This is a genomic window from Mycobacteroides saopaulense, from assembly GCF_001456355.1.
GTDB classification, from domain to species: domain Bacteria; phylum Actinomycetota; class Actinomycetes; order Mycobacteriales; family Mycobacteriaceae; genus Mycobacterium; species Mycobacterium saopaulense.
This window is the reverse complement of the sequence record NZ_CP010271.1, coordinates 1947336-1970142: the sequence shown is the minus strand read 5'-3', so window position 1 is coordinate 1970142 and position 22807 is coordinate 1947336. Positions and strand designations below refer to the sequence as shown.

At 65.9% G+C, this 22807-nt stretch carries 19 protein-coding genes; 14 read left to right on the top strand and 5 right to left on the bottom strand.

The genetic code is table 11. The features are described 5' to 3' along the window. Nucleotides 1-71 precede the first annotated feature (71 nt). Both MYCSP_RS09765 and MYCSP_RS09760 read left to right on the top strand, forming a co-directional pair. Nucleotides 72-1217: a flavin-dependent oxidoreductase gene (locus MYCSP_RS09765; protein ID WP_083018041.1), complete on the top strand. Its 1146-nt coding sequence runs from the start codon at nt 72-74 to the stop codon at nt 1215-1217. Nucleotides 1218-1319: 102 nt separating this feature from the next. Next, nucleotides 1320-1631, top strand: coding sequence for an SDR family NAD(P)-dependent oxidoreductase (locus MYCSP_RS09760; RefSeq protein ID WP_083018039.1), 312 nt, complete (start codon nt 1320-1322; stop codon nt 1629-1631). An 18-nt stretch (nt 1632-1649) separates the two neighbouring features. Here the strand turns inward: MYCSP_RS09760 and MYCSP_RS09755 are convergent, their stop codons facing one another. Further along, entirely contained in the window at nt 1650-2363 is a 714-nt protein-coding gene (locus MYCSP_RS09755; RefSeq protein WP_083018037.1) for a siderophore-interacting protein, read from the bottom strand. Nucleotides 2364-2761: 398 nt separating this feature from the next. Here MYCSP_RS09755 and eccA point away from each other — a divergent pair, with 398 nt between their 5' ends. The 12 genes from eccA (at nt 2762) to MYCSP_RS09695 (ending at nt 19425) form a co-directional block, all read left to right on the top strand. After that, a complete protein-coding gene (eccA, locus tag MYCSP_RS09750; protein WP_083018035.1) occupies nt 2762-4624 on the top strand; it encodes a type VII secretion AAA-ATPase EccA in 1863 nt (620 codons plus the stop codon). Further along, the gene (eccB, locus tag MYCSP_RS09745; RefSeq protein WP_083018033.1) at nt 4621-6180 is read left to right on the top strand and encodes a type VII secretion protein EccB; all 1560 of its coding nucleotides are present in this window, start codon (nt 4621-4623) and stop codon (nt 6178-6180) included. Before eccA ends, eccB begins: the two co-directional genes overlap by 4 nt. Beyond that, nucleotides 6177-10226, top strand: coding sequence for a type VII secretion protein EccCa (gene eccCa, locus MYCSP_RS09740; protein ID WP_088413689.1), 4050 nt, complete (start codon nt 6177-6179; stop codon nt 10224-10226). The genes eccB and eccCa overlap by 4 nt, the downstream gene beginning before the upstream one ends. Next, the gene (locus tag MYCSP_RS09735) at nt 10223-10531 is read left to right on the top strand and encodes a PE family protein (protein ID WP_070913613.1); all 309 of its coding nucleotides are present in this window, start codon (nt 10223-10225) and stop codon (nt 10529-10531) included. The genes eccCa and MYCSP_RS09735 overlap by 4 nt, the downstream gene beginning before the upstream one ends. A 5-nt stretch (nt 10532-10536) precedes the next feature. After that, complete coding sequence (locus tag MYCSP_RS09730; protein WP_088413688.1) at nt 10537-12108, top strand: PPE domain-containing protein; 1572 nt, start codon at nt 10537-10539, stop codon at nt 12106-12108. Nucleotides 12109-12168: 60 nt separating this feature from the next. Further along, nucleotides 12169-12462, top strand: coding sequence for a type VII secretion protein EsxS (locus tag MYCSP_RS09725; RefSeq protein WP_088412985.1), 294 nt, complete (start codon nt 12169-12171; stop codon nt 12460-12462). An 18-nt stretch (nt 12463-12480) separates the two neighbouring features. Then, complete coding sequence (locus tag MYCSP_RS09720) at nt 12481-12771, top strand: WXG100 family type VII secretion target (protein ID WP_070913619.1); 291 nt, start codon at nt 12481-12483, stop codon at nt 12769-12771. Nucleotides 12772-12803: 32 nt separating this feature from the next. After that, nucleotides 12804-13667 carry an ESX secretion-associated protein EspG gene (locus MYCSP_RS09715; protein WP_088413687.1) on the top strand — a complete coding sequence of 288 codons (864 nt, stop codon included), beginning with the start codon at nt 12804-12806 and terminating at the stop codon, nt 13665-13667. A gap of 61 nt (nt 13668-13728) precedes the next feature. After that, nucleotides 13729-15117, top strand: coding sequence for a type VII secretion integral membrane protein EccD (eccD, locus tag MYCSP_RS09710; protein ID WP_088413686.1), 1389 nt, complete (start codon nt 13729-13731; stop codon nt 15115-15117). Further along, the gene (gene mycP, locus MYCSP_RS09705) at nt 15114-16469 is read left to right on the top strand and encodes a type VII secretion-associated serine protease mycosin (protein WP_088413685.1); all 1356 of its coding nucleotides are present in this window, start codon (nt 15114-15116) and stop codon (nt 16467-16469) included. Before eccD ends, mycP begins: the two co-directional genes overlap by 4 nt. After that, on the top strand, nt 16466-17464 hold the full coding sequence (eccE, locus tag MYCSP_RS09700) for a type VII secretion protein EccE (RefSeq protein WP_083018259.1): 999 nt from the start codon (nt 16466-16468) through the stop codon (nt 17462-17464). The genes mycP and eccE overlap by 4 nt, the downstream gene beginning before the upstream one ends. Before the next feature lie 104 nt (nt 17465-17568). Beyond that, nucleotides 17569-19425 (top strand): CocE/NonD family hydrolase, encoded by a 1857-nt coding sequence (locus MYCSP_RS09695; RefSeq protein ID WP_162266344.1) that lies wholly within the window; start codon nt 17569-17571, stop codon nt 19423-19425. 12 nt (nt 19426-19437) lie between these two features. Here MYCSP_RS09695 and MYCSP_RS09690 read toward each other — a convergent pair whose 3' ends face one another. From MYCSP_RS09690 to MYCSP_RS09675, 4 genes are read right to left on the bottom strand one after another with little or no spacing between them, the layout of a single operon-like run. Continuing rightward, nucleotides 19438-19872 carry a pyridoxamine 5'-phosphate oxidase family protein gene (locus MYCSP_RS09690; protein ID WP_083018263.1) on the bottom strand — a complete coding sequence of 145 codons (435 nt, stop codon included), beginning with the start codon at nt 19870-19872 and terminating at the stop codon, nt 19438-19440. Between the two features lie 57 nt (nt 19873-19929). Further along, nucleotides 19930-21027, bottom strand: a complete 1098-nt coding sequence (locus MYCSP_RS09685; protein ID WP_070910819.1) for an LLM class flavin-dependent oxidoreductase — start codon at nt 21025-21027, stop codon at nt 19930-19932. Nucleotides 21028-21049: 22 nt separating this feature from the next. After that, nucleotides 21050-22111: an ABC transporter substrate-binding protein gene (locus MYCSP_RS09680; RefSeq protein WP_083018267.1), complete on the bottom strand. Its 1062-nt coding sequence runs from the start codon at nt 22109-22111 to the stop codon at nt 21050-21052. Further along, the gene (locus MYCSP_RS09675) at nt 22056-22805 is read right to left on the bottom strand and encodes an ABC transporter ATP-binding protein (RefSeq protein WP_083018335.1); all 750 of its coding nucleotides are present in this window, start codon (nt 22803-22805) and stop codon (nt 22056-22058) included. The genes MYCSP_RS09680 and MYCSP_RS09675 overlap by 56 nt, the downstream gene beginning before the upstream one ends. Nucleotides 22806-22807: the final 2 nt, after the last annotated feature.

Sequence of the window (22807 nt, the reverse complement as noted above, 5' to 3'; positions counted from 1 at the left end):
AAGAAGATCTTATAGATAGATGAACACATAGATCTTGGACTTCTACGCGACATCACTCGACGCTGGATCATATGAAGACCAACAAGACATCGATCGTGATTGCCGGAGCAGGTATCGGCGGACTCACCTCAGCCTTGACCCTGCATGCCGCGGGGTTCCCGGTGGTGGTGTTGGAGAGTGCGCACGAGGTCAAGCCGCTGGGCGTGGGCATCAACATGCTGCCCCACGCCGTGGGCGTGCTGACCGAACTCGGTTTGGGTGATGCGCTGGCCCACGCGGGCGTCGCCACCACCGAGATCCGGTTCTGCGACAAGCACGGCACCGTCCTGTACACCGAGCCGCGCGGCCTCACGGGCGACTACCCGTACCCACAGATCTCTGTCCACCGTGGTCGGTTGCAACTCATGCTGCTCGATGCGGTACGGGAACGCATTGGCCCACAAGCGGTTCGGACGGATTGCCGCGTTCTCGGATTCGAGAGCAGTGCGGTCGGCGTGCGGACCCACACCACCGGCGGCGATGTCGAAGCAGATGTCCTGGTTGGCGCGGACGGCGTGAACTCGGCGGTACGCGCACAGCTGCATCCCGCGGATCCGTTGCGCTGGTCCGGTGTGCGGATGTGGCGCGGCGCCGTCGATGTCGGACCGTTCCTCACGGGTAAGGCCATGATCGCCGCACACGACGACACCGATCACGAACTCATCGCCTACCCCATCGGCGAGCGCACCGTGAATTGGGTGGCGCTCGCACGTACCGGCTGTGCCGGGCAGCTCCCGGACGGGGCCCGGTGGAATGACCCCGTGACAGCCGACGAGGTACTGCGGCATTTCCCCGGCTGGGATTTCGGGTGGCTGGATATTCAAACCATGGTGCGTAGCACCGAATGCATCGTCGAATACCCGATGGTCGACCGCGACCCGCTACCCCGGTGGGGCCAGGGGCGAGTCACCCTGCTGGGCGATGCCGCACATCCCATGTACCCATTGGGCGCCAACGGCGGATCACAGTCTGTGGTCGACGCCCGCGCGCTGGCGCGCACACTGTCAGGCCGCCCGAACGATCCCACCCGCGGACTGGCCGACTACGAGTCTGAGCGGATCGAGGCCACACGCAATGTGGTGCTGGCCAACCGCGCGATGCTGCGATCCTGGGGCGAGGAATCCCCGGAGGGGCTGGCCGAAGCCGCGCGGTCTTACCGTCGGCGCACAAGAGCGTGACATCCGCGGACTCGGCGTGAATGCAACCAACGGCGGAGGTCACCCAACCAATCCACATGACGCTCACATCCGGGGTCCAGGAATCGCTGGCTCAATAGGGACATGCGTCAGAACCCGAACCCCAGCACCGACGTGGTCGTCGTCCTCAATGCCGACGACCCCAGCGGCCGCCAGATCCTGCAGATTCTGGTACGCAACGGGCATCGGGTCGTCGTCTGTGCCCGACACGCCACCGATCTGACGAGGATGCTGCACGGCTACGGGACAGACCAGGTCATGGCTATTGCCGCGGATACCAGCGATCCACGTCAGCTGCGTGAGCTTTGCCGACGCGCCACCGACCGCTTTGGCACCGTGACCACCATCTTGGATGCCACCGGCAGGCAGATGCCCCACCTGCGGCTCGCCTCGTAGACCCGCTGGGTTCCCGGACTAGGCCATCCAATAGGCCTGGGCCTTCATCGACCTGCGGGCGATCCCGAAGTGGTCCTTGAGGACGTGGGCGACCTCGCGGGTGTTCCGGGTATCGCATGCCACCCAGCCGAAATAGCCGGTGGCGTCGAAGGCGGCCGCACGTACGACCTCCGCCAACGAGCGGCCGCCTTGCCGGTCGACCCAGGTCGCCTCGCCACCGACGGGAAGTGTCTTATCGCTCTCATGCGCGGCTTCCAGGAACACCGTGGCCGGGCTGTCCCCGATCGCCTTCAGCAGGGAGTTGATCGCAGGCAGCGACGCACTGTCGCCGACGATGACGTAACCACGCGGCGCAGGGTCGGGTAGCGCGAAGTGACTGCCCAGCACCGTTGCCTCGATCGTGTCGCCAACGCCGGCCGCCTGTGCCCAACGAGCCGCGAGCCCGTCGTGCAGCGCGAACTCGATGTCCACCGTGTCGGCTCCTGCATCGGGGTTGACCAGTGTGTATCCGCGCTGATGCAGCTTCACTCCATCCGAGAACCACAACCGAATCCACATGGTCGGGTGAACCTCGCGGCCCCGCAGCAGGCCACCGGCTGCGAAGCTGAGCCGCACGTAGTGTTCCGTGACATCGGACCGACCGGTCACTGTTAGCTGATAGTCGCCGGCGCGGAACATTTTCAGAACTGTCCCCTGCCATCCACGTGTCGGTTGCGCCACTGTGCTCGGCATTACACCCTCCTCGATTCACTAAATGCTTCGTTTAGTTTAGGCTAGCCTAACTATGCTGACCTGCGGAAGAGCCGGGTTAGCTATCGACACTTAGGTAAGGGAATGCTAATCTCTTGCCGAGCAAGCAACGGTGCCATGGGTAAAGGCGGTAGATGAGTACTCGCGAACGAGTTGGTCAACTCGAACGCCCGGTTGTGGCGGTGGTCACACCGGGACGCCGCGCCGCCACTCAGGGGTACCGGTTCAACCATCTCCGACACCACGGAGAGCAAGCCGGCAACAGCAGGCGATCAACCAAAAATTTGCTGACGGCTCGAGGGAGCTTTGTCAGGAACCAATCACGTTCGCGAGCCGACTACTCCAGTCAGCGAGCGTGTCGATCGGGTGAAGGGCTGTAAGTGGACATTCGTGAACGAGTTGGTCAGCGAGAGTGGGTGGCCGCCGATAAGGCGGCGCCGGCACGCATCGACCCCGAATTGGAGAGCCGATTCGCAACCTGCTGCCGGGCTCTTGGTCTCTCTGTCAACGACAGGCGACGTCCCGCAGACTTGCCGGCAGCGCGCTACGGTTTCACATCGCTGTGCCGGACGGCCCAGGATCACTGCGATGTCTGGGTCGGTCTGGCCGCCTCCGGCGGTGCCACCATCGACGTCCTGGAAGCGATCTCCGAGACGGCAGCCACCGCCGGACATCTTCAGCATGCGGTGAATCTGAATCCGGGCGATCTCACCTTTACCTATGACACGGGGCTGTATCTGGAGTTTCGCGCCAGCGGCCCCGATGACTACCACCTCGCCTACGCCGCCGCCCTCGTGGACAAGGGCGACTATGCCAAGGCCGACGAGCTGATCACCGCCGTGACCGAGCGTCGCCCCGGGTGGTTCAACGCGCGGTGGGTCGCCGCTGCCATGCAGAACCGGGCCGAGCGCTGGTCCGATGTCGTCACACTGCTGACGCCGGTTGTCACCGATGCGTCGCTGGACCCCACCACGTCGCACGCCGTGCGGATCACCCTGGGCATCGCGCTGGCCAAGCTCGGCATGGTCAACCCCGCCCTGTCCTATCTCGAAGATCCCAGTGGCCCCATCGACGTGGCCGCCACCGACGGCGCCCTGGCCAAGGCGCTGAACCTGCGCCACCATGGCGACGAGGAAACCGCCACCGAGGTCTTGCAGGACCTGTACGCGGCCAATCCGGAGAATGCCGAGATCGAGCATGCGCTCACCGATCCGAGCGTGGGTCTGCACACCACGACCGCAGCGCGCATCGCCGCGCGTACCGATCCCTGGGATCCCGAAACCGAGCCCACCGAAGAAGATTTCATCGACCCCGAGGCCCACGAGCGCAAGGCGATCCTGCTGGCCGAGGCCGAGCAGCAGCTCAGCGAGTTCATCGGTCTGGAACAGGTGAAGGACCAGGTCTCCCGGCTCAAGAGCTCCGTCGCCATGGCATTGCGGCGTCAGGAGCGCGGACTGGCCGTTGGTCATCGCACGCACCACCTGGTGTTCGCCGGTCCTCCCGGCACGGGTAAGACCACCATCGCTCGCGTGGTGGCCAAGATCTATTGCGGTTTGGGACTTCTGAAGCGTGAAAACGTTCGCGAGGTACACCGTGCCGACCTCATCGGTCAGCACATCGGTGAGACCGAAGCCAAGACCAATGCCGTCATCGACAGCGCGCTGGACGGCGTGCTGTTCCTCGACGAGGCGTACGCCCTGGTGTCCACCGGCGCCAAAAACGACTTCGGCCTGGTCGCCATCGACACCCTGCTCGCCCGGATGGAGAACGACCGCGACCGTCTGGTCGTGATCGTCGCCGGATACCGCGCCGAGTTGGACCAGTTCCTGGACACCAACGAGGGTCTGCGCTCTCGTTTCACACGGTCCATCGAATTCCCTTCGTACGCACCGTCCGAGCTCGTGGAGATCGCCTCCGCGATGGCATCCGTGCGCGACAGCCGGTTCGACGAGGGTGCCGCCGCCGAGCTGCTCACCGCCTTCTCGGCAATGTGTGCCGCAGAGGCACCGGACACCCGCGGCATCGCGCGCCGCAGCATCGACGTCGCCGGTAACGGCCGCTTCGTACGTAACGTCGTTGAACGCTCCGAGGAGGAACGTGAACACCGCCTTGACAATTCGGGTGCCGAAGAGTTCAGCGACGACGACCTCATGACCGTCACGGTCGAGGATGTACAGGCCTCGGTCGAGGCCATCGTCAGCGGCCTCGGACTGTCGGCCTCGGGGGCGTCGGTCAAGAAATGAGCGACAACCGAGAGAACAACCCCAATTCCGAGCGTCGGGCGTTCGCATCACGCACCCCGGCCAGCGAGAGTCCCGAGCCGCTGAAGTACCGGCGCGGGTTCGTCACCGGCCACCAGGTGACCGGATGGCGATTCGTCATGCGGCGCATCGCGTCCGGCGTGGCGCTGCACGATGCCCGCATGCTCGTGGACCCGCTGCGCACCCAATCCCGCGCATTCGGCATGGGTGCCGTCATCGTGATCACCGGTATCGCCGGGTGCTTTCTGCTGAGCCTGATGCGCCCCTCCGGTATCGCCGGAACCGATCCGGTGCTGGCCGACCGGTCCACCGCCGCGCTCTACGTACGGGTGGGTGACAACCTGCACCCCGTGCTCAACCTCACCTCGGCCCGTCTGATCGCCGGCAAGGCCGTGGACCCGACGATGGTCAAAAGTGCGGAACTCGATAAGTTTCCGCGTGGCAACCTGATCGGCATTCCCGGCGCCCCGGAACGCATGGTCCAGGCCAAGAGCACCGACGCCGCCTGGGCGGTATGCGAGGCCTCCGACAACCGTGCCGTCACCGTGATCGCCGGAGCGCTGGACACCAGCGGCGACAAGGCCGCCGATCTCCCCCGCGACCGTGCTGCCGTGGTGTCGAGCGAATCAGGCACGTGGTTGTTGTGGGACGGGAAGCGCAGCGCGCTCAACCTCACGGACGTCGCCGTCACCAGTGCCCTGGGCTTCACCGCGCCACCCGCTGTGCGTCCGGTGACGACCCGTCTGCTCAACGCCATCCCCGAAGCCCCGGCACTCGTGGTTCCCGCTATCGCCGGAGCAGGGTCGCCTACGGCATATCCCCTACCGGTCGCGGCGCCTGTCGGCTCGGTGCTGGTCAGCTACTCGACCGACAATACGCCAGTGCACTACGTGGTGCTTGCCGATGGCGTACAACAGGTTTCACCCGTGATCGCGTCGGCATTGCGCAATGCCAATTCCTATGGGCTGGAGCAGCCGCCGCGGTTGACGGCCGACCAGATCGCGCATCTGCCGACGCCCTCGCCCGCGTCGGCCATCGATACCCGGATCTTCCCCAGCGCTGCCGTGAAGCCACTGGCGGCCAACGAAGATCCCGTGCTGTGCACCCGATTCACTAGGACGGCCGATGCCGCCTCGGATTCGTGGTCCTTGCTCGCGGGTTCGGTTCTGCCTCTCTCGGATTCGGTGCACACCGTGCAGCTGATCTCCACCGCCGCCACCCCGACCCGGGTCGCCGTCACCCCCGGTGTCGGATACCTGGTGCAGCCGAGCGGCCGCGGCGGATATCAGTGGATATCCGATACCGGCGTCCGCTATGGCATCGACACCGAGGCCGACGGAGACAAAACCCTCGAGGCACTCGGCCTGCACAAGCCGGCACTGACCATCCCCTCGTCGATTCTGGATCTGTTCGCGTCCGGGCCGTCGCTTTCACGCGCCGATGCCCTGCTGTCGCACGACAGCCTGGCCCCGAGTGATCGACCGGCCATGCGTATCCAGACCGACAACCCATCTGCTCAGGCACAGGAGTCCCGTTGAGCCGTCTCATCTTCGAACCCCATCGGCGTGTAGCGCCCCCGGCGATACCCGATGCCACGGTGACCGTCGAGGCGCCTCCGCAGCTGCCCCGGGTGGTACCGCCGTCGTTCCTGCGGCGCGCCATGCCCGTGGTGATCGTGGTCCTGATCGTCGGCATGGTGGTCGCACTGTTCGCCACAGGCATGCGTGTCATCTCACCGACCACGCTGTTCTTCCCCTTCGTGCTCTTGTTGGCGGCCACCGCATTCATGCGAAATGGCAATGACAAGGTCCGCACCGAGGAGGTCGACGCCGAGCGCGGCGACTACCTGCGGTATCTGTCGGTGGTGCGCGAGAACCTGCGCACCCACGCCGCACAGCAGCGCAAGGCCCTGGAGTGGTCGCACCCGGATCCCGAGGAGCTGACCACTGTCCCGGGCACCCGTCGCCAATGGGAGCGGGATCCCGATGACGACGACTACCTGATCGTGCGCGCGGGACGCCATGACGTCCCGCTGGCCAGCCCGGTGCGGGTCAAGGACATTGCCGACGAAATCGACCTAGAACCCGTGAGCCACAGCGCATTACGTGGACTGTTGGACACGCAGCGCACCGTGCGTAGCGCTCCGCTCGGCATCGACCTGAACAAGGTCTCGCGCATCACCGTGCTCGGCGATGACGACGTCACTCGCGCCGCCATCCGCTCGTGGGTGACGCAGGCCACCACCTTCCACGATCCGACGCTGCTGACCGTGGCGATGGCCGGCCCCAGCGTCGAAGATGCCGAGTGGTCGTGGCTCAAGTGGCTTCCGCACGTGGACATCAGCGGCGAGGTCGACGGCGTCGGGCCCGCGCGCTACCTGCGCCGCACCGGTGCCGAACTCTTCGAGGCGCTCAAGCCCGCACTGGCCGAGCGCGCGCTCTTCGGGACCGAGTCCGGAACGCACAAGCACGTGCTGATCATCCTGGACGATCCGACATACGATCTGAATGGCGTCAATTCACCCATCCCGGCAACCGGCCTCGACGGCGTCACCGTCATCCAGCGGGTTGACGGCCAGGAAGATTCGGAAGGCTCGGCGGGCTTCTTCAAGCTTCCCGATTACCTGAACCCCGAACGCCCTGTGCTGCAGGTCAGCCGGAACGGCGTGAGCGCACGCATTGCCCGGTGGAATGGCAACGATTGGCAGCCGTACATCGACGAGGCAGACCAGATCACGGTAGGAACCGCCTCCCACGTGTCCCGTCGGCTCTCCCGCTGGGACTCCAACCCGACCCATCCGGGGCTGCGTTCCGCTGCCACCGGCGGCGCGACGTTCACCTCCCTGCTCGGCATCGAGGACGCGTCTCAGTTGGATGTTCCCGCCCTCTGGTCGCCGCGCTCCCGCGACGAGGAGCTGCGGGTGCCTATCGGCGTGACGTCCTCTGGCGAACCGCTGATGTTCGATCTCAAGGACGAGGCCGAGGGCGGCATGGGCCCGCACGGTCTGATGATCGGTATGACAGGCTCGGGCAAGTCCCAGACGCTGATGTCGATCCTGTTGTCGCTCTTGACGACCCACTCCGCCGACCGCCTGATCGTCATCTACGCCGACTTCAAGGGCGAGGCCGGGGCCGACATCTTCCGCGACTTCCCGCAAGTTGTCGCCGTGATCTCGAACATGGCCGAAAAGCGTTCGCTGGCAGATCGTTTCGCCGACACGTTGCGCGGGGAGGTTGCCCGCCGCGAGAATCTGCTCAAGCAAGCTGGCCGTGATGTGCAGGGCAGTGCCTTCAACTCGGTCCGCGAGTACGAGGAAGCGATCGCCGCCGGTCACGACCTGCCGCCGATCCCCACGCTCTTCGTGGTGGCCGACGAATTCACGCTTATGCTCCAGGACCATCCCGAGTACGCCGAGCTGTTCGACTACGTCGCGCGCAAGGGCCGCTCGTTCCGCATCCATATTCTGTTCGCTTCGCAGACCCTGGACGTCGGCAAGATCAAGGACATCGACAAGAACACCTCGTACCGCATCGGTCTGAAGGTGGCCAGCCCGAGTGCATCCCGGCAGATCATCGGGACCGAGGATGCATACCACATCGAATCGGGCAAGGACCACAAGGGCGTTGGCTTCCTGGTGCCCGCGCCGGGTGCGGTACCCATCAAGTTCCGCAGCACCTATGTCGACGGCATGTACGAACCACCGTCGACCACCACCACCGTGGAGATCCGCGCCACCCCGCAACCCAGGCAGTTCACTGCGCTACCGGTGGCCGCCGACCCCACCACGGTGATCGTCAAGGGCGAATCCGACCGACCACGGCAGCCGGCCCGCAAGCTGGTCTCGACCGTCGGCGATCAGCTGTCCAAGGTGGGCCCGCGCGCACCGGAGCTGTGGCTGCCGCCGCTGGACACCGCGATTCCGTTGGCGAACGTGCTGAGCCAGACCGGAATCCCGGCGCGCCAGCTACGTTGGCCACTCGGCGAGATCGACAAGCCGTTCCAGATGCGCCGCGATCCGCTGATCTTCGATGCGACCTCGTCTGCCGGAAACGTGATCATTCACGGCGGCCCGAAGTCCGGGAAGTCAACGGCGCTACAGACCTTCATGCTGTCGGCAGCGGCGCTGCACTCCCCTCGCGATGTCACGTTCTACTGCATCGACTACGGCGGCGGACAACTGCACGCTCTCGACGGGCTGGCGCACGTCGGCAGTGTCGCCAGCGCCCTGGAGCCCGAGCGCATCCGACGTACCTTCGGCGAGCTGGAGCAGCTGCTGGCGTACCGCCAGCGCCTGTTCCGCGATCGCGGCATCACCTCGGTAAGTCAGCTGCGCGCGCTGCGGGACAGCGATCGCACACTGGACGACGGCTACGGCGAGACCTTCCTGCTGGTGGACAACCTGTATGCGTTCAGCCGCGACAACACCGATCAGTTCAACACCCGAAACCCATTGCTGGCCAGGCTCACCGAGCTCGCCAACACCGGATTGTCGTATGGCATCCACGTGGTGATCACAACGCCGAACTGGATCGAGGTGCCGCTGGCGATGCGTGATTCCCTGGGACTTCGCCTCGAGCTCAAGCTGCACGACTCGGCCGACAGCAATGTGCGGGTACCGGGCGCGCTGCGCCGCCCCGCCGAGAGCGTTCCGCACGATCAGCCGGGTCGCGGTTTGACCATGCAGGCCGAACACTTCCTGTTCGCAGAATCGGACGCCAAGGCCGTCGAAGAGGTCAACGCCCACTACCCAGGGGCTAAGGCACCCATCGTCCGCCTGCTGCCGGCAGACCTGGCACCCAATGCCATCGGCCCGCTGTATCCGGGGCGCGAGCAGGTTGTCATCGGTCAGCGCGAGCAGGATCTGGCACCGGTGGCGCTCGACTTCGCCAACAACCCGCTGCTGATGGTGTTGGGCGACAGCGGATCCGGCAAGACGACGCTGTTACGGCACATCATCCGTACCGTCCGCGAGCACTCGGCACCCGACCAGGTGGCGTTCACGGTCCTGGACCGGCGACTGCATCTGGTCGACGAACCACTGTTCCCCGACAACGAGTACACCCCCAACATCGACCGGATCACCCCGGCGATGCTGGGCCTGGGCGCGCTCCTGGAGAAGCGCCGGCCACCGGCCGGGTTGTCTGCCGAGGAGCTGCACAACTGGGTATCGCGCGGCGTGACCGCGCAGCGGCACTACCTGATCATCGATGACGTGGACCAGATCCCCGACGCACCGGCCGTCAGCGGCCCGTACATCGGGCAGCGGCCCTGGAATCCGATCACCGGTTTGCTTGCCGAGGCTCGCGAGCTCGGCCTGCGCGTGATCATTACCGCACGAGCGACCGGTTCGGGTCATATCTTGATGACCAACCCCATGCTGCGTCGCTTCCACGAGCTGCAGGCCCACACCCTGATGCTCAGCGGCAGCCCGCAGGACGGGGGCCGCATTCGCGGCCACCGTTTCGAACGACTGCCCGCAGGCCGCGGAATCCTGTTGTCCGATAACGATGTCCCGACATATGTACAGACCGTCAATCCGCTCGTCGGTGAGCATGTTGCTCAGGGAAGGGAGTATCCACGATGAATCTGAACGTTGTTCCGGAAGGTTTGATGGCTACCAGTGCGGCCGTGGAGGCACTGACCGCACGGTTGGCTGCCGCCCATGCCGCCGCCGCTCCGGTGATCGGTGCGGTCGTGCCGCCGGCGGCCGATCCGGTATCGCTGCAGACCGCCGCGGGTTTTAGTGCTCGCGGTGTGGAGCACACCGGTGTCGCGGCGGTGGCCGTCGAGGAATTGGGCCGGGCCGCACTGGGTGTGTCGGAGTCCGCTGCCAGCTACACGACCGGGGACATGCAGGCGGCTGCGACCTACCTGATCGCGCGAGGCTAGATCCGGTGACGGCTCCGATTTGGATGGCTTCGCCCCCCGAGGTGCATTCGGCGCTGCTCAGCGCCGGGCCCGGCCCGGGCGCACTGTTGGCAGCTGCCGCGCAATGGCAGGCGCTCTCGGTGCAGTACGCCACGGCCGCCACGGAGTTGACCCAACTGTTGGCCGCCACCAATGCCGGTCCCTGGCAGGGGCCCAGTGCCATGCAGTACGTGGCCAGTCATGCGCCGTATCTGGCGTGGCTGACGCAGCAGAGCGCGATGAGCGCCACCAACGCCGTCCTGCACGAGACGGCGGCAGCCGGGTACACCACGGCGTTGGCCGCCATGCCCACGCTGGCCGAGTTGGCTGCCAACCACATGATCCACGGCGTGCTGCTGGCCACCAACTTCTTCGGTATCAACACGATTCCCATCGCAGTGAACGAGGCCGACTACATCCGGATGTGGGTCCAGGCCGCCACCACCATGAGCATCTACCAAGGTGTCTCGAGTACGGCATTGGCCGCCGCCGCACCCACGGAACCGTCGCCGATGATCATGGCGCCGGGCGGGGAGATGTCCCGCATGACCGCCGACATGACCGGCATGGCCGCACAGGCCCAAGCCCTCGAATCCGGCACCGCACTGGACAACAGCGAGAGCTTCTTCGAAAAGCTGATGCGGCAGATCCAGGAATTCTTCAGCGATCCACTGGGCACCCTGCAGAAGATCTTGCAAGACTTCCTGCGCAATCCCCTTGAGGCACTGGTGGCTTGGGGACCGCTGCTGTTCTTCATCGCGTACGAAGCCTTCTTCATCCCCTTCGGATTCACCTTCTGGGGTGTGATGCTGTCCGCGCCGCTGTGGCTGCCGTTGCTTCTGGTCGGACTGGCGCAGCTCGTCAACCCGGTACCGGTCGAGGCCGACGCACCGGCGCCGGAACCCGCTCCGGAAGCTGCCAGGATCGAGCGCAATGCGCCTCAGCAGCAACCATTTGCGATGGGCGGACTGCCCGGCGGTGGCGGTGCGCCACTGAGCGGCAGCTCAAGTGTGGCATCGGCGCCCACCGCTCCGGCCTCGCCTGCGGCGGCTGCCGCGGCTCCGGCATACCTGGTCTACGCGGCGCGAGAAGATCCGCCCGCGGCACGGTTCGGGCCGACGTTGAACGAGGGCAGCGGCGCCAAGGCGCCCGCCGCGGGAATCTCCGCGGCCGCCGCGGCCGCAGCCTCGGCACGTTCACGGGCGCGCCGCAAGCGCGGCGCCCGGATCAAGGACCCGGCGCACCAGTTCATGGACATGAACTCAACGGTGAGCCCGGACTTTTCCGAGTCGGCCACCCGCCAGCCCGCAGGTGTGGGGTCTTCGGGCCGCGGAGCCGGGCAGCTGGGATTCGCCGGCACCGTGCCCAGGACCACCTCGACGACGAGCGCGGCCGGTCTTGTCAAGCGCGAATCCGCCGCGGAGGCAGTGGACGGAACCCGGACCATGCCCATGCTCCCCACCACCTGGGGCACCGATCCCGAACACGACCCCGGAACCCCCTCTGCGCCAGCGCCGGACGAGGACTGGCCGCCCGGTGACAGGGGGTCGAGCACCTGATTCGCCACAGACGCACGACGCAGTACACGAACGAGAAACAGAGAGTAAGGAGAGGATCCTATGAGTTTGCTTGACGCACACATCCCCGCTCTGGTGGCCGCCGAGGGCACCTTCGGAGCCAAGACCGCTTTGATGCGTTCGACGATTTCGCAGGCCGAGTCGGCGGCGATATCGGCGCAGGCGTTCCATGTCGGTGAGTCCTCGGCTGCTTTCCAAGCCGCGCACGCCCGGTTCGTGGAGGTGGCCGCCAAGGTCAACGCACTGCTGGATATCGCCCAGGTCAACCTTGGTGACGCCGCGGCGACCTACGTCGCAGAAGACGCCGCCGCTGCCAGCCGTTACGTCGGCGTCTAGGAAAGGACGGATAAGACAATGTCGCAGATCACTTTCAATTATCCCGCGATGCTGGCCCATGCCGGTGAGATGAACACCTTCTCCGGTGTGCTGACCGCTCTGGGCGCCGACCTGGCGGCTCAGCAGGCTTCTCTGCAGGCTGCCTGGCATGGTGATACCTCGATGAGTCAGGCCGCTTGGCAGGCTCAGTGGAACACCGCGATGGAAGAACTCGTGCGCGCCTACCGCGCCATGGGCAGCACCCACGAGACCAACACCCTCTCGATGAACGCCCGCGACATGGCCGAAGGAGCCAAATGGGGCGCATAGACGCCCTTGGTGCTCCTGCACCTGATCGTGCGATGAACCAGGCCACTCGGTCGCCGGATGCCGTCGAGCTGACGGTCGACCAGGCCTGGTTCCTCGCGGATACGTTGAGCGCCGGCACCTTTCCCTGGGTGCTGGCGATCACCGTCCCCTTCCGGGATGAAGCACAACGCGCGGGGTTCAATGCCCAGCGAGTTCAGGAACTCACCCGCGCCGGAGTTCTACTGCCCGACGGCACAGTGGATCCGGCCGTGGCGGGATGGATTCGCGCGGTGTGCCGCCCCGACCGCTGGCTCGAACTGCGTTATGTCGCAGCAGGTTCAGAGAACCCGGACGTTATGCGCGGCATCATCGCGCGCAAACAGTCGCAGGGCCGCGCACAAACCGTGGTCTCACTGCGCAACGCACATCTGATCACCTTCACCGTGGTCGACGCCGATGACCCCTCCGCGCTCGTCCCCAGCGTGGTCGCCGGGCTTCGATGGCGCGCACCCGCACGGTTCCCCGAGTTCACCCTGCCCACTCACGTGGGAGCCAAGGCCGACGAGCAGCTGCGTTCCGGCGCCTCGCTGGCCGATGTCATGGGATATCTGGGTGTCCCTCCCGCCGCGCAGAATGTGGTGGAATCAGCGTTCGTCGGAAACCGCAACTATGTCGAAGTAGTTGCTGGACAACGCGATAGCGCAACCCAGCAGACCTCCGAGGTGGGTATCAGCGTGGTAGACACCAGCGCCGGACGCATCCTCGTCAGCCCGCACCGTGCCGGCGACGGCACCTGGCTGTCAACCTTCGCGCCCGGAACCCCGTTCGCGATCGCCGTGGCCGTCGAGCAGTTGATGACCACGCTCCCGGAAGGGCACTGGTTCCCGGATGCCCGGCTGACCCGAGAGTTCGACTGATGCTGTTCCTGTAGTTCCCCATTGAGCCCCACCCCCTATCGAGAGAGTCCAACGAAACACCATGTCTGACAACGCCGTGATGCCCATCGTCCGGGTAGCCGTGCTCGGTGAAGAGAAGCTGACCGAAGTCGCCTTGCCGACACAGCTGCCGATGCGCGACATCATTCCCGCGGTACACCGGATGGTGGCACCCGATGCCCCTGAATCGGCAACGCCTCAACGGCTGAGCCTGGCCCCGGTGAACGGTGCTCCGTTCAGCGCCGACGCGACCCTGGACACCGTGGGCGTCGTCGACGGCGACCTGCTCACCCTGCGCCCCACCCCCGCCGGCCCCGCCGCACCGGGCATCGTCGAGGACATCGCGGACGCAGCCGTCATCTTCTCCGAATCACGCAAGCGTCCGTGGGGTGCCGAGCACATTGCCCGCGTCGCACGCCTGGGTGTCCTCGGATTGATCGTGGCAGCAACGGTTCTGGCCATCGTGCACAACCTTCGCACCGGGTCGTCGTTGAGCCTCGCCGGTCTGGCAGTGGTGGCCGTAGCCGCGGCAATCGGTGCGTTGGTGGCGCACATGCGTTCCCCGCGCCTGGGCGCGGAGCTGGCCATCGTCGCACTGGCCCCGATTGCCGGGGCACTTGCCCTGGCCGTGCCCGGTGAGGGACTGGCACCGCGCGTTCTACTCGGCGCGGCCGGAGTGGCCGCATGGTCGCTGATCTACCTGATTGTGGCGCGCCAGCTGATCGCCTTCTTCACCGCGACTGCGGTGCTGTCGGTCGGTATCGCGGTTGCCGCAGGCGCTCAGATCCTCTGGCATCCCTCCCTGCTCATCGTGGGCAGCGGACTGATCATCGTCGCACTGCTGGTCACCCTGCGTGCCGCACAGCTTTCGGCCTTGGCCGCACGCTTCCCTCTGCCGACCATTCCCGCCCCGGGCGACGCCACCCCCTCTGCCCCCGGAATGTCGGTTCTCAAGGACCTGCCGCGACGCGTTCAGTTGAGCGATTCGCATCAGAGCGGATTCATCGCGGGCGCCTCGCTTCTGGCCATCCTGGGATCGCTGGCCATCGTGAGCGGATCGGCGCCCGTCAGCCCATGGGCTTGGTACCTGGTGGTCGCGGTGAGCGCCGGAGCCGCACTGCGCGCGCGGGTATGGGATTCGGCCGTGTGCAAGGCCTGGCTGCTGGCCGTACCGTTCCTGGTGACCACCACACTGCTGGTGATCTTCGCCGCCGCGGGGCGCTACACCGGCGCGTTGGTTGCGCTCGGAGTGCTGGCGTTCCTGGTGGCGGCGGTGGCAGTCGTCGTGTTCAACCCGAAGATCGGTGAGGCAGAGAGCTACTCGCTGCCCAGCCGGCGTCTCCTGGGATTCCTCGCTTCGGGCATTGACGCCTCGCTGCTGCCGGTCATCGCATACCTCACCGGGCTGTTCACCTGGATCCTCAACCGATGATGCGATTTCTGTCTGTGGGCGCCGTCGCCGCGATGCTGCTGGCGCTGTCTCCCATGACGGCTCCCGCCGCCAACGCGGTCATCCAGCCGGAAGCAGATCCCGCTGCGCTACCACGGGATTCATCCCCAAGCGCCACCGCCGGCACGCAGTCCGCGGCGTGCAGCACCACGGTGCTGTTGCCCGGCACGGGCACCTCCGGAAAACCTTCACCCGAGTTCGAAGAGGCATGGCGTTTCTCTCGCGGTGAGGGCCAAAGCGTCGCCGTCATCGACACTGGGGTGAAGCCGAGTTCGCGACTTCATGTCGAAGGCGGCGGCGACTACGTGCAGTCAACCGACGGGCTCACCGACTGCGACGGGCACGGCACCATGGTCGCCGGCATCATCGGCGCCCAGCCCGGTCCCGACGGATTCTCCGGCATCGCACCGGCGTCCAAACTGATCTCGATCCGTCAGGAATCCTCCAAGTTCTCTCCGCGGCTCACCGGCGGCGACCCGACCACCAACGGCGCCACCCAATTTGTCAGCACGCTGGCCCGGTCGATCGTGCATGCGGCGAACCTCGGGGCGCGTGTGATCAACATTTCGTCGGTTGTCTGTGTTCCGGCGGCCAAACCCATCGACCAGGCGGCACTCGGCGCAGCACTGCGGTACGCGGTCGAGGAGAAGGACGCCGTCGTCGTCGCGGCGGCCGGCAACGTCAACGGCGGCGGCGCCAATTGCCAGCAGAATCCGTTCAGCGGTCTCAGCGCCGACCCCAGGAACTGGACTGGGGTGGAATCTGTTTCGGTTCCATCCTGGTGGCAGCCGTATGTGCTGTCCGTGGGCTCGGTGGGTGCCGATGGCAGCCCGTCGAAGTTCACGATGGCGGGCCCATGGGTGGGTATCGCGGCCAACGGCGAGAACGTGACGTCGCTGTCCAACGATGCCGAAGGCGGGCTGGCCAACGGAATGATCGGCCAGAACGGCAAGGCGGTTCCTCTCTTCGGAACCAGCTATGCCACCGCATACGTGTCCGGGGTGGCGGCGCTGGTACGCAGCCGCTATCCCGAATTGACAGCACCTCAGGTCATTTCGCGGCTGCAACGAACCGCGCGGGACGCGGGACGATCACCTTCGAATCTCGTCGGAGCGGGAACCGTCGACCCGGTCGCCGCACTCACCTGGGAGGTCCCGGCCAACGGGAACGCGCCGGCAGGTCCCAGCGCGCGTGCTGTCGTGCCTCCACCCCCTCCCACCCCGGAAAATCCACTTCCCCGGCGACTCGCCTTCCTGGGCGCCGGTGTATGCCTGCTCGCGGTGATCGTCGTCGCCGCGCTCAGCGCACGTCGCAGACAGGAGAGCACTGAGTGAGCACGAATGAGAGCAAGAAGTTGAAGCTGTATCGACCGCCGGTGCCCGGCACGCTGCGTCTGACCCTGGTGGCCACGCTGATCGCCATGGGCGCCTTCGCGCTCTACCGCCGGGATCCCGCCGACCGCTGGATCGCGATCACCGCCGGAGTGCTGGCGCTGGTTCTGTTGGTGTGGTGGCGCGGCACCTTCCTCACCGACCTTCTCGGACGGTTCACCAAACTGCTGGCCCGCCGGATCTCCGGACGGACCCCCGCCGCCGATACCGCTCAGGTTGTCACCGCAGGCGTCGACGCACGCAGCACCGTGGCCCTGGAGCTGACCTCACCGGAATCGGGTGAGGAAGTGCCGATCGGGCTTATCGCCGGGTACCTGGATCGCTATGGCGTGCGCTGCTCGTCCATCCGGGTCACCACCGCAGACGTCGGCGCCGAAAGCAAGACCTGGGTGAGCCTGACCCTTGGTGCCGCGGCCAACCTCACCGCGCTGCAGGCACGGTCCCCGCGAATCCCCTTGCGCGAGACCGCCGATACGGTGGCACGCCGATTGGCAGATCACCTGCGTGAGCTGGGCTGGCACGTCAACGCGGCCGAGAGCCCGAACGCGCCACTGCCCGTCCAGGTCAAGGAGGGCTCGCGCGGGGTCATCGACGATCACGGTTACCTGGCTGCCTATCGCGCCACCGTGAACGGCGAGTTGCCCGAAACCCTGAGGGATGTCTGGAGCGCCGCACTGCCCGAACGTTGGACGGTTCTTGAGCTGACCGGCACTACCGACGCTCCCCATCTGAGCGTGGTGTGCGCGCTGCGCACCGAGGAGAAGCCCGCCCCGCGAGCGCCGTTGGCCGGGCTGACGCCGTGCTGGGGTGAGCACCTGCTCGTCCTGCGGGCCATGGACCCGCTGTCGTCCAGCCCCCTGCGCGCGGCGAACGCCAATGTCACCCCGGAGTTCCTCGACAAACTCGCACAGCGCAACGCGACACCGGCTCTGGTCTGACACCGAACCTCTCGCGCGGTGGCCCATCACTTCGGGGATCCATCGGGCAGATTCACCCTCGGTACCCTTTCGGAGTGATCGCAGGTTCGGCCAGACGTCTGGGAATGTTCGCCGCCACGCTGAGTCTCGTACTCACGGCCTGCGGGCACACGAACACCGGCGCGGCCTCCTGGCCGCCTGCTGACGGTCGCGGTCCGTGCGCGGTCGCCAAGAAGACCGATGTGCCGGCCACCATGCGTGACGGCACAATCCTGCGCGCCGACGTCTACCGCCCCAAGCTCAAGGATCCCGTTCCGGTCATTCTGATGCGCACCCAGTACGGCAAGAGCAGTGCGCAGGTGCAGCCGTCGCGATTCCGCGCGCCGGACTGGTTCGCCTCCCACTGCTACCTCGTGGTGGTGCAGGACATACGGGGTCAGGGCGCCTCGGACGGGGTCTTCACCGAATTCGGCAACGACGGCACCGACGGATACGACACCATCGAATGGGCCGCCGGTCTCCCCGGTTCCACGGGCAAGGTGGGAATGTACGGCTCCTCCTATGTCGGTGCGACACAATGGCTCGCCGCCACCATGACTCCCCCACACCTGAGCACCATCGTCCCCTCCAACACCGCCTCCGATTACTACGACGGCTGGACCTATGAGGGCGGCGAGTTCCGGCTCGGCTTCGTGCTGCCCTGGGCGATGGGGACGATCGCCACCACGGCGGCGGAGAACCGGGGCGATGATGCCGCCGTCGCACAACTCGAGGCCGCCGCCAAGGAGCGTGATCGCTGGCTCGCTTTCCGCCCCTACGCGGGTCTTCCACCGATGCAGCCGGGTAATCCCCGCGTGGCGCCGTGGTACTTCGACTGGATCACGCATTCGACCCGCGACGACTACTGGAGGCGGTGGAGCATCCGTGACCGGTACGAGAGCGTCAATGTCCCGGTGCTGCACTTCGAGGGCTGGTACGACGCGTTCTTACGCGGTGGCCTGGAGAACTTCGCAGGCATGTCCGCACGCGGCGGGTCCCCGGAGGCACGTCGTCATCAACGCATCGTCATCGGGCCGTGGGATCACCTTGCCTGGGGTCGCGAATTGTCAAGCCCGTCACCACTGTTAAAGGAACTGGGGCCGGGCGCCAACAGCCCCGTGAACGAGTTGCAGCTGGCGTGGTTCGATCACTTCCTCAAAGGCGCAGACAACACCGTCGCCCCAGAGTCGCCCCGCGTCGACTACTACCTGATGGGTGCGAACAAATGGAAGAGCGCGCCCGCGTGGCCGCTGCCGCAGACGGACTGGACCGTCTATCACCTCGGTGGTCCCGGTGCGAAACATGATGGAACCCTGCGGAGCTCGTCATCACCTCATGATCGGCCCGATACCTATCTCTACGACCCGGCCGATCCGGTGCCGAGTGCCGGCGGGCATTCGTGCTGCGCCGCCGATTCGGCTCCCGAAGGTCGATACGACCAGACGGCCGTGGAGCAGCGTCCCGATGTACTGACGTACACCGGCGCCCCGCTATCCGCCGACACCGAGGTCACCGGCCCGATCACCGTCGACCTATGGGCGTCGTCGTCGGCCCCGGACACCGATTTCACCGCGAAGCTTGTTGTCGTGCGATCGGATGGCACGGCCGTCAACCTCAACAACGGCATCGTCCGGACCTCGCTAGCGCAATCGTTGTCCGAGAGACACCCCGTCCCCGCGGGACAGCCACGCATGTACCGCATCGACATCTGGCCCGTCAGTTACCAATTCCGGTCCGGCGAGCGCATCCGGCTGGAGATTTCCAGCAGCGACTTCCCCCAGTACGCACCGAATCCGAACACTGGTGCGCCCTTCGGTCAGCACGCCGAGCTGCGCACCGCCACCCAGACAATCCTCCATGATGCGGCGCACCCCTCGACACTCACGCTGCCGGTCATACCCGCCGGCGATCCGGGAAGCGAGACGTTCCCGATGCCCCGTTGAGGAACCGAGGAATCAGCCCCAGTTCTCCGGGCCACCGAGGTCTGCCGAGAGCCAATGCTCCGGCGAGACATACACGGCGATCTGCTCGCCATATCCCTCGGCGTACTTGAGATACCCCTCGAGAAACTCCTCGGGGATGTAGCGCGCGGCCACCTGCCGATGCTGGTCGTGTTCGAGAGCCACGATTTTGGTGACCGGGCCCTCCACGCTCACGTAGCGCACCGTCGGCTGTTCCCGATCGACCATCAGCGTCACCCGGCCCGCCGCCTCGATCAGCTGATGCTTCCGCGACCCCTTACCCGTCGGGATCCAGAGATCACCGCCGGGGGTATAGAAATACCAGATCGGCACGGTCAGCGGAGCTCGTTCCGCCCCGGCACTCACCGAGATCGCCGCGACATGGGGCTCGGCCAAAAATGCCTGTCGTTCTTCCAAACTCAATCCCATGACCCCACCCTACGAGTACCTACCGACAGCCGGACCGGGCTGACGAATACTCACCGCCTACGCGGCCAGCGCTCCGCGTTTCCTGAGCAACGGCAGCACGCCCTCGGCAAACCAATACGCCTCTTCCAGGTGCGGGTACCCGGACAGGATGAACTCGTCGAACCCGAGGGCGTGGTACTCGGAGATCAAGTTGGCGACCTCCTCGTGGCTGCCCACCAGGGCCGTACCCGCACCGCCACGCACAAGTCCGACACCCGCCCACAGGTTCGGATAGATCTCCAGTTTGTCGAGCCGGCCGCCGTGCAGCGCCGTCATGCGACGCTGCCCCTCGGATTCGGACTTCGAATGCAGCGCTGTCGCCTTGGCGATCTGATCGGGCGTCAGCTCCCCGACCAACGAGTTCGCGACGGCCCAGGCCGCCTCGGAGGTGTCGCGGCTGATGGTGTGCAGCCGGATTCCGAATCGCAGGTTCCGTCCGCGCTCCTTGGCCAGCGCGCGCACCGCCTCGATCTTGGCTGCCGCGGCGGCCGGTGGCTCACCCCAGGTCAGATACACGTCGACGTGATCGGCCGCGATGGGCAGTGCCGCCGGGGAGGAACCGCCGAAATATAACTGCGGCAACGGGCTTGGTGGCTCCGATACGCGCGCATCCGTGACCGTGTAGTGCTTTCCAGAAAAGTCGACAGGCTCGCCCTTCCAGACGTCGCGGACGATCTGCAGGAATTCCCCGGTGCGCTCGTAACGTTCGTCGTGGCTGAGCCAGTCGCCGAAGCGCCGCTGCTCTGCATCATCACCACCACTGACCACATTCAGCAGCAATCGGCCGTTGGAGAAGCGCTGCAAGGTCGCCGCTTGTTGCGCGGCCAGGGTGGGCGGTACCAATCCCGGCCGGAAGGCCACCAGAAACTTCAGGCGCTCCGTCTGATCCAGCAGCCCGGCCGCGGTCAGCCAGGCGTCCTCGCACCAGGTGCCGGTGGGAGTCAGCACACCCTCGAAGCCCAGCCGGTCCGCGGCACGAGCGACCTCGCCGAGATACCGCAGGCTCGGTTCGCGGTAGCCCGCCGGGACGGTGTGGTGCGTCGAGGCGTGTGAGGCGCCCACGATCGAACGGCTGTCACCGTTGGTGGGCAGAAACCAGAAAAACTTGGCGGCCACGGGAATGCTCTCCTTGGGTGAGTTATTGGGACTTGACGAAGAACTGGCTGAGAACGTCGTTGAAGCGGTTGTCGACGAAATCGGAGAACGTGGGCTTGCCCTGGATCTGGCCGGACTGGGCAAACAGATCGGTCAGGTTCTGCTCCGAGGCGTTCACCTCGTCGTTCAGCGGTATCGACAGGCGCACGCTGCGCGACTGCGCCAAAGCGGCTGCCGCGGGGTCGATTCCGATGGCCGCGGCGTATTTCGCGTACCACTCCTGCGGATGCGCCTGCGCCCAGGAGCTGGCCCGGGCGATGCGTTGCACCAGATCGGACAATGCCGTATTGCGTTGGGCATCACGCAGAGCCGATTGTGCGGCGACACCAAACCCGTATCCGTTGGCGACGCCGCTCGCGGTCACGAGAGTACGAACCTTGAGCTGCTTTTCGGCGATCGCGGTGTACGGGTCCCAGATGGCCCATGCATCGGCCTGGCCCTGACTCAGCGCGGTGAACGCGTCGGCCGGTTGCAAGAACACGGCCTGAATATCCTTGATGGTGAGACCGGCCTTCTGCAGCTGGAGCAGCAGATGACCGTGCGCCGAACTGCCCTTGCCGACCAGTACCTTCTTACCGCGCAGATCGGTCACCGCGTGAATGGCGGAGTCCGCGGGAACCAGGATCTGATCTCCGGAAGCATCGTTGGTGTATCCGGACACCACTTTGATTTTCGCCTTGGAAGCGGCACCGAAAATCGGCGGCGTGTTGCCGGTGACAGCGAAGTCGATCTTGCCCGCGGTCGCCGCTTCGATCTGTGGCGGGCCGGAGGTGAAGGTGGAGAACTCGATCTTGTACGGCACGTTGTCCAGCTCACCCGCCGCCCGCAACAGCGCCTCCGTGCCGCCCTTCTGATCCCCCACATGCAGAGTCAGACCTGCCAGCTCCGAGAGCGGGACAAGCTGTGGCGCGGCCGAATCACCTGCCTCGTCACGACCGGAGGTGCACGCCGTCAACGACAACAGAATCGCGGTTACACCGACGATTGACTTAAACGCCAAGCTGCGCAAGGAGCTCTCCTCGGTATTTCTCGGTTTCGGCGTCATGCTTGCCCTGCGGTTTGCGTGGATTCCGAATGCGCAGCGTGTGCACCACCCTGCCCTCGTCCAGCACCACAATGGTGTCCGCGAGCGATATCGCCTCGTCCACGTCATGCGTGACCAGTAGCACGCCGAATTCGTGCTGCCGCCACAGATTCAGCAGCAGTCGGTGCATGGAAAGCCTGGTCAGCGCGTCCAGGGCGCCGAACGGCTCGTCGAGGAGCAGCAGTTGCGGCTCCGCGACCAGCGCACGCGCCAAGGACACCCGCTGCGCCTGTCCGCCCGAGAGCGTCAACGGCCATGCCTGCGCCTTGTCGGCCAGCCCCACCTCGTCCAGGGCTCGTTCTGCACGGGAAAGTGCCTCGGTCCTCGACAGTTTGGTGCGGGTGAGCCCGTACAGCACGTTATCGCGCACGGAGCGCCACGGGAACAGCCGTGGTTCCTGAAAGGCGACCGCGGGTGCGCCCAAGACCTCGCGGTCGCCGTCGTAGTCACCGGCCAACCCCGACAACACCCGCAGAACCGTCGACTTGCCAGAGCCGCTGCGTCCCACCAACGCCACGATCTCACCGCGACCGACCCGCAACGACACGTCGTCCAGCACGCGGTTGCGTCCGTACCATTTGGTCACCGATGCCAGTTCGGCCGCCGGGGTGGCGGACTGCGCCGACAACTCGGCGACCTCGAAAACCGCTGTCATGA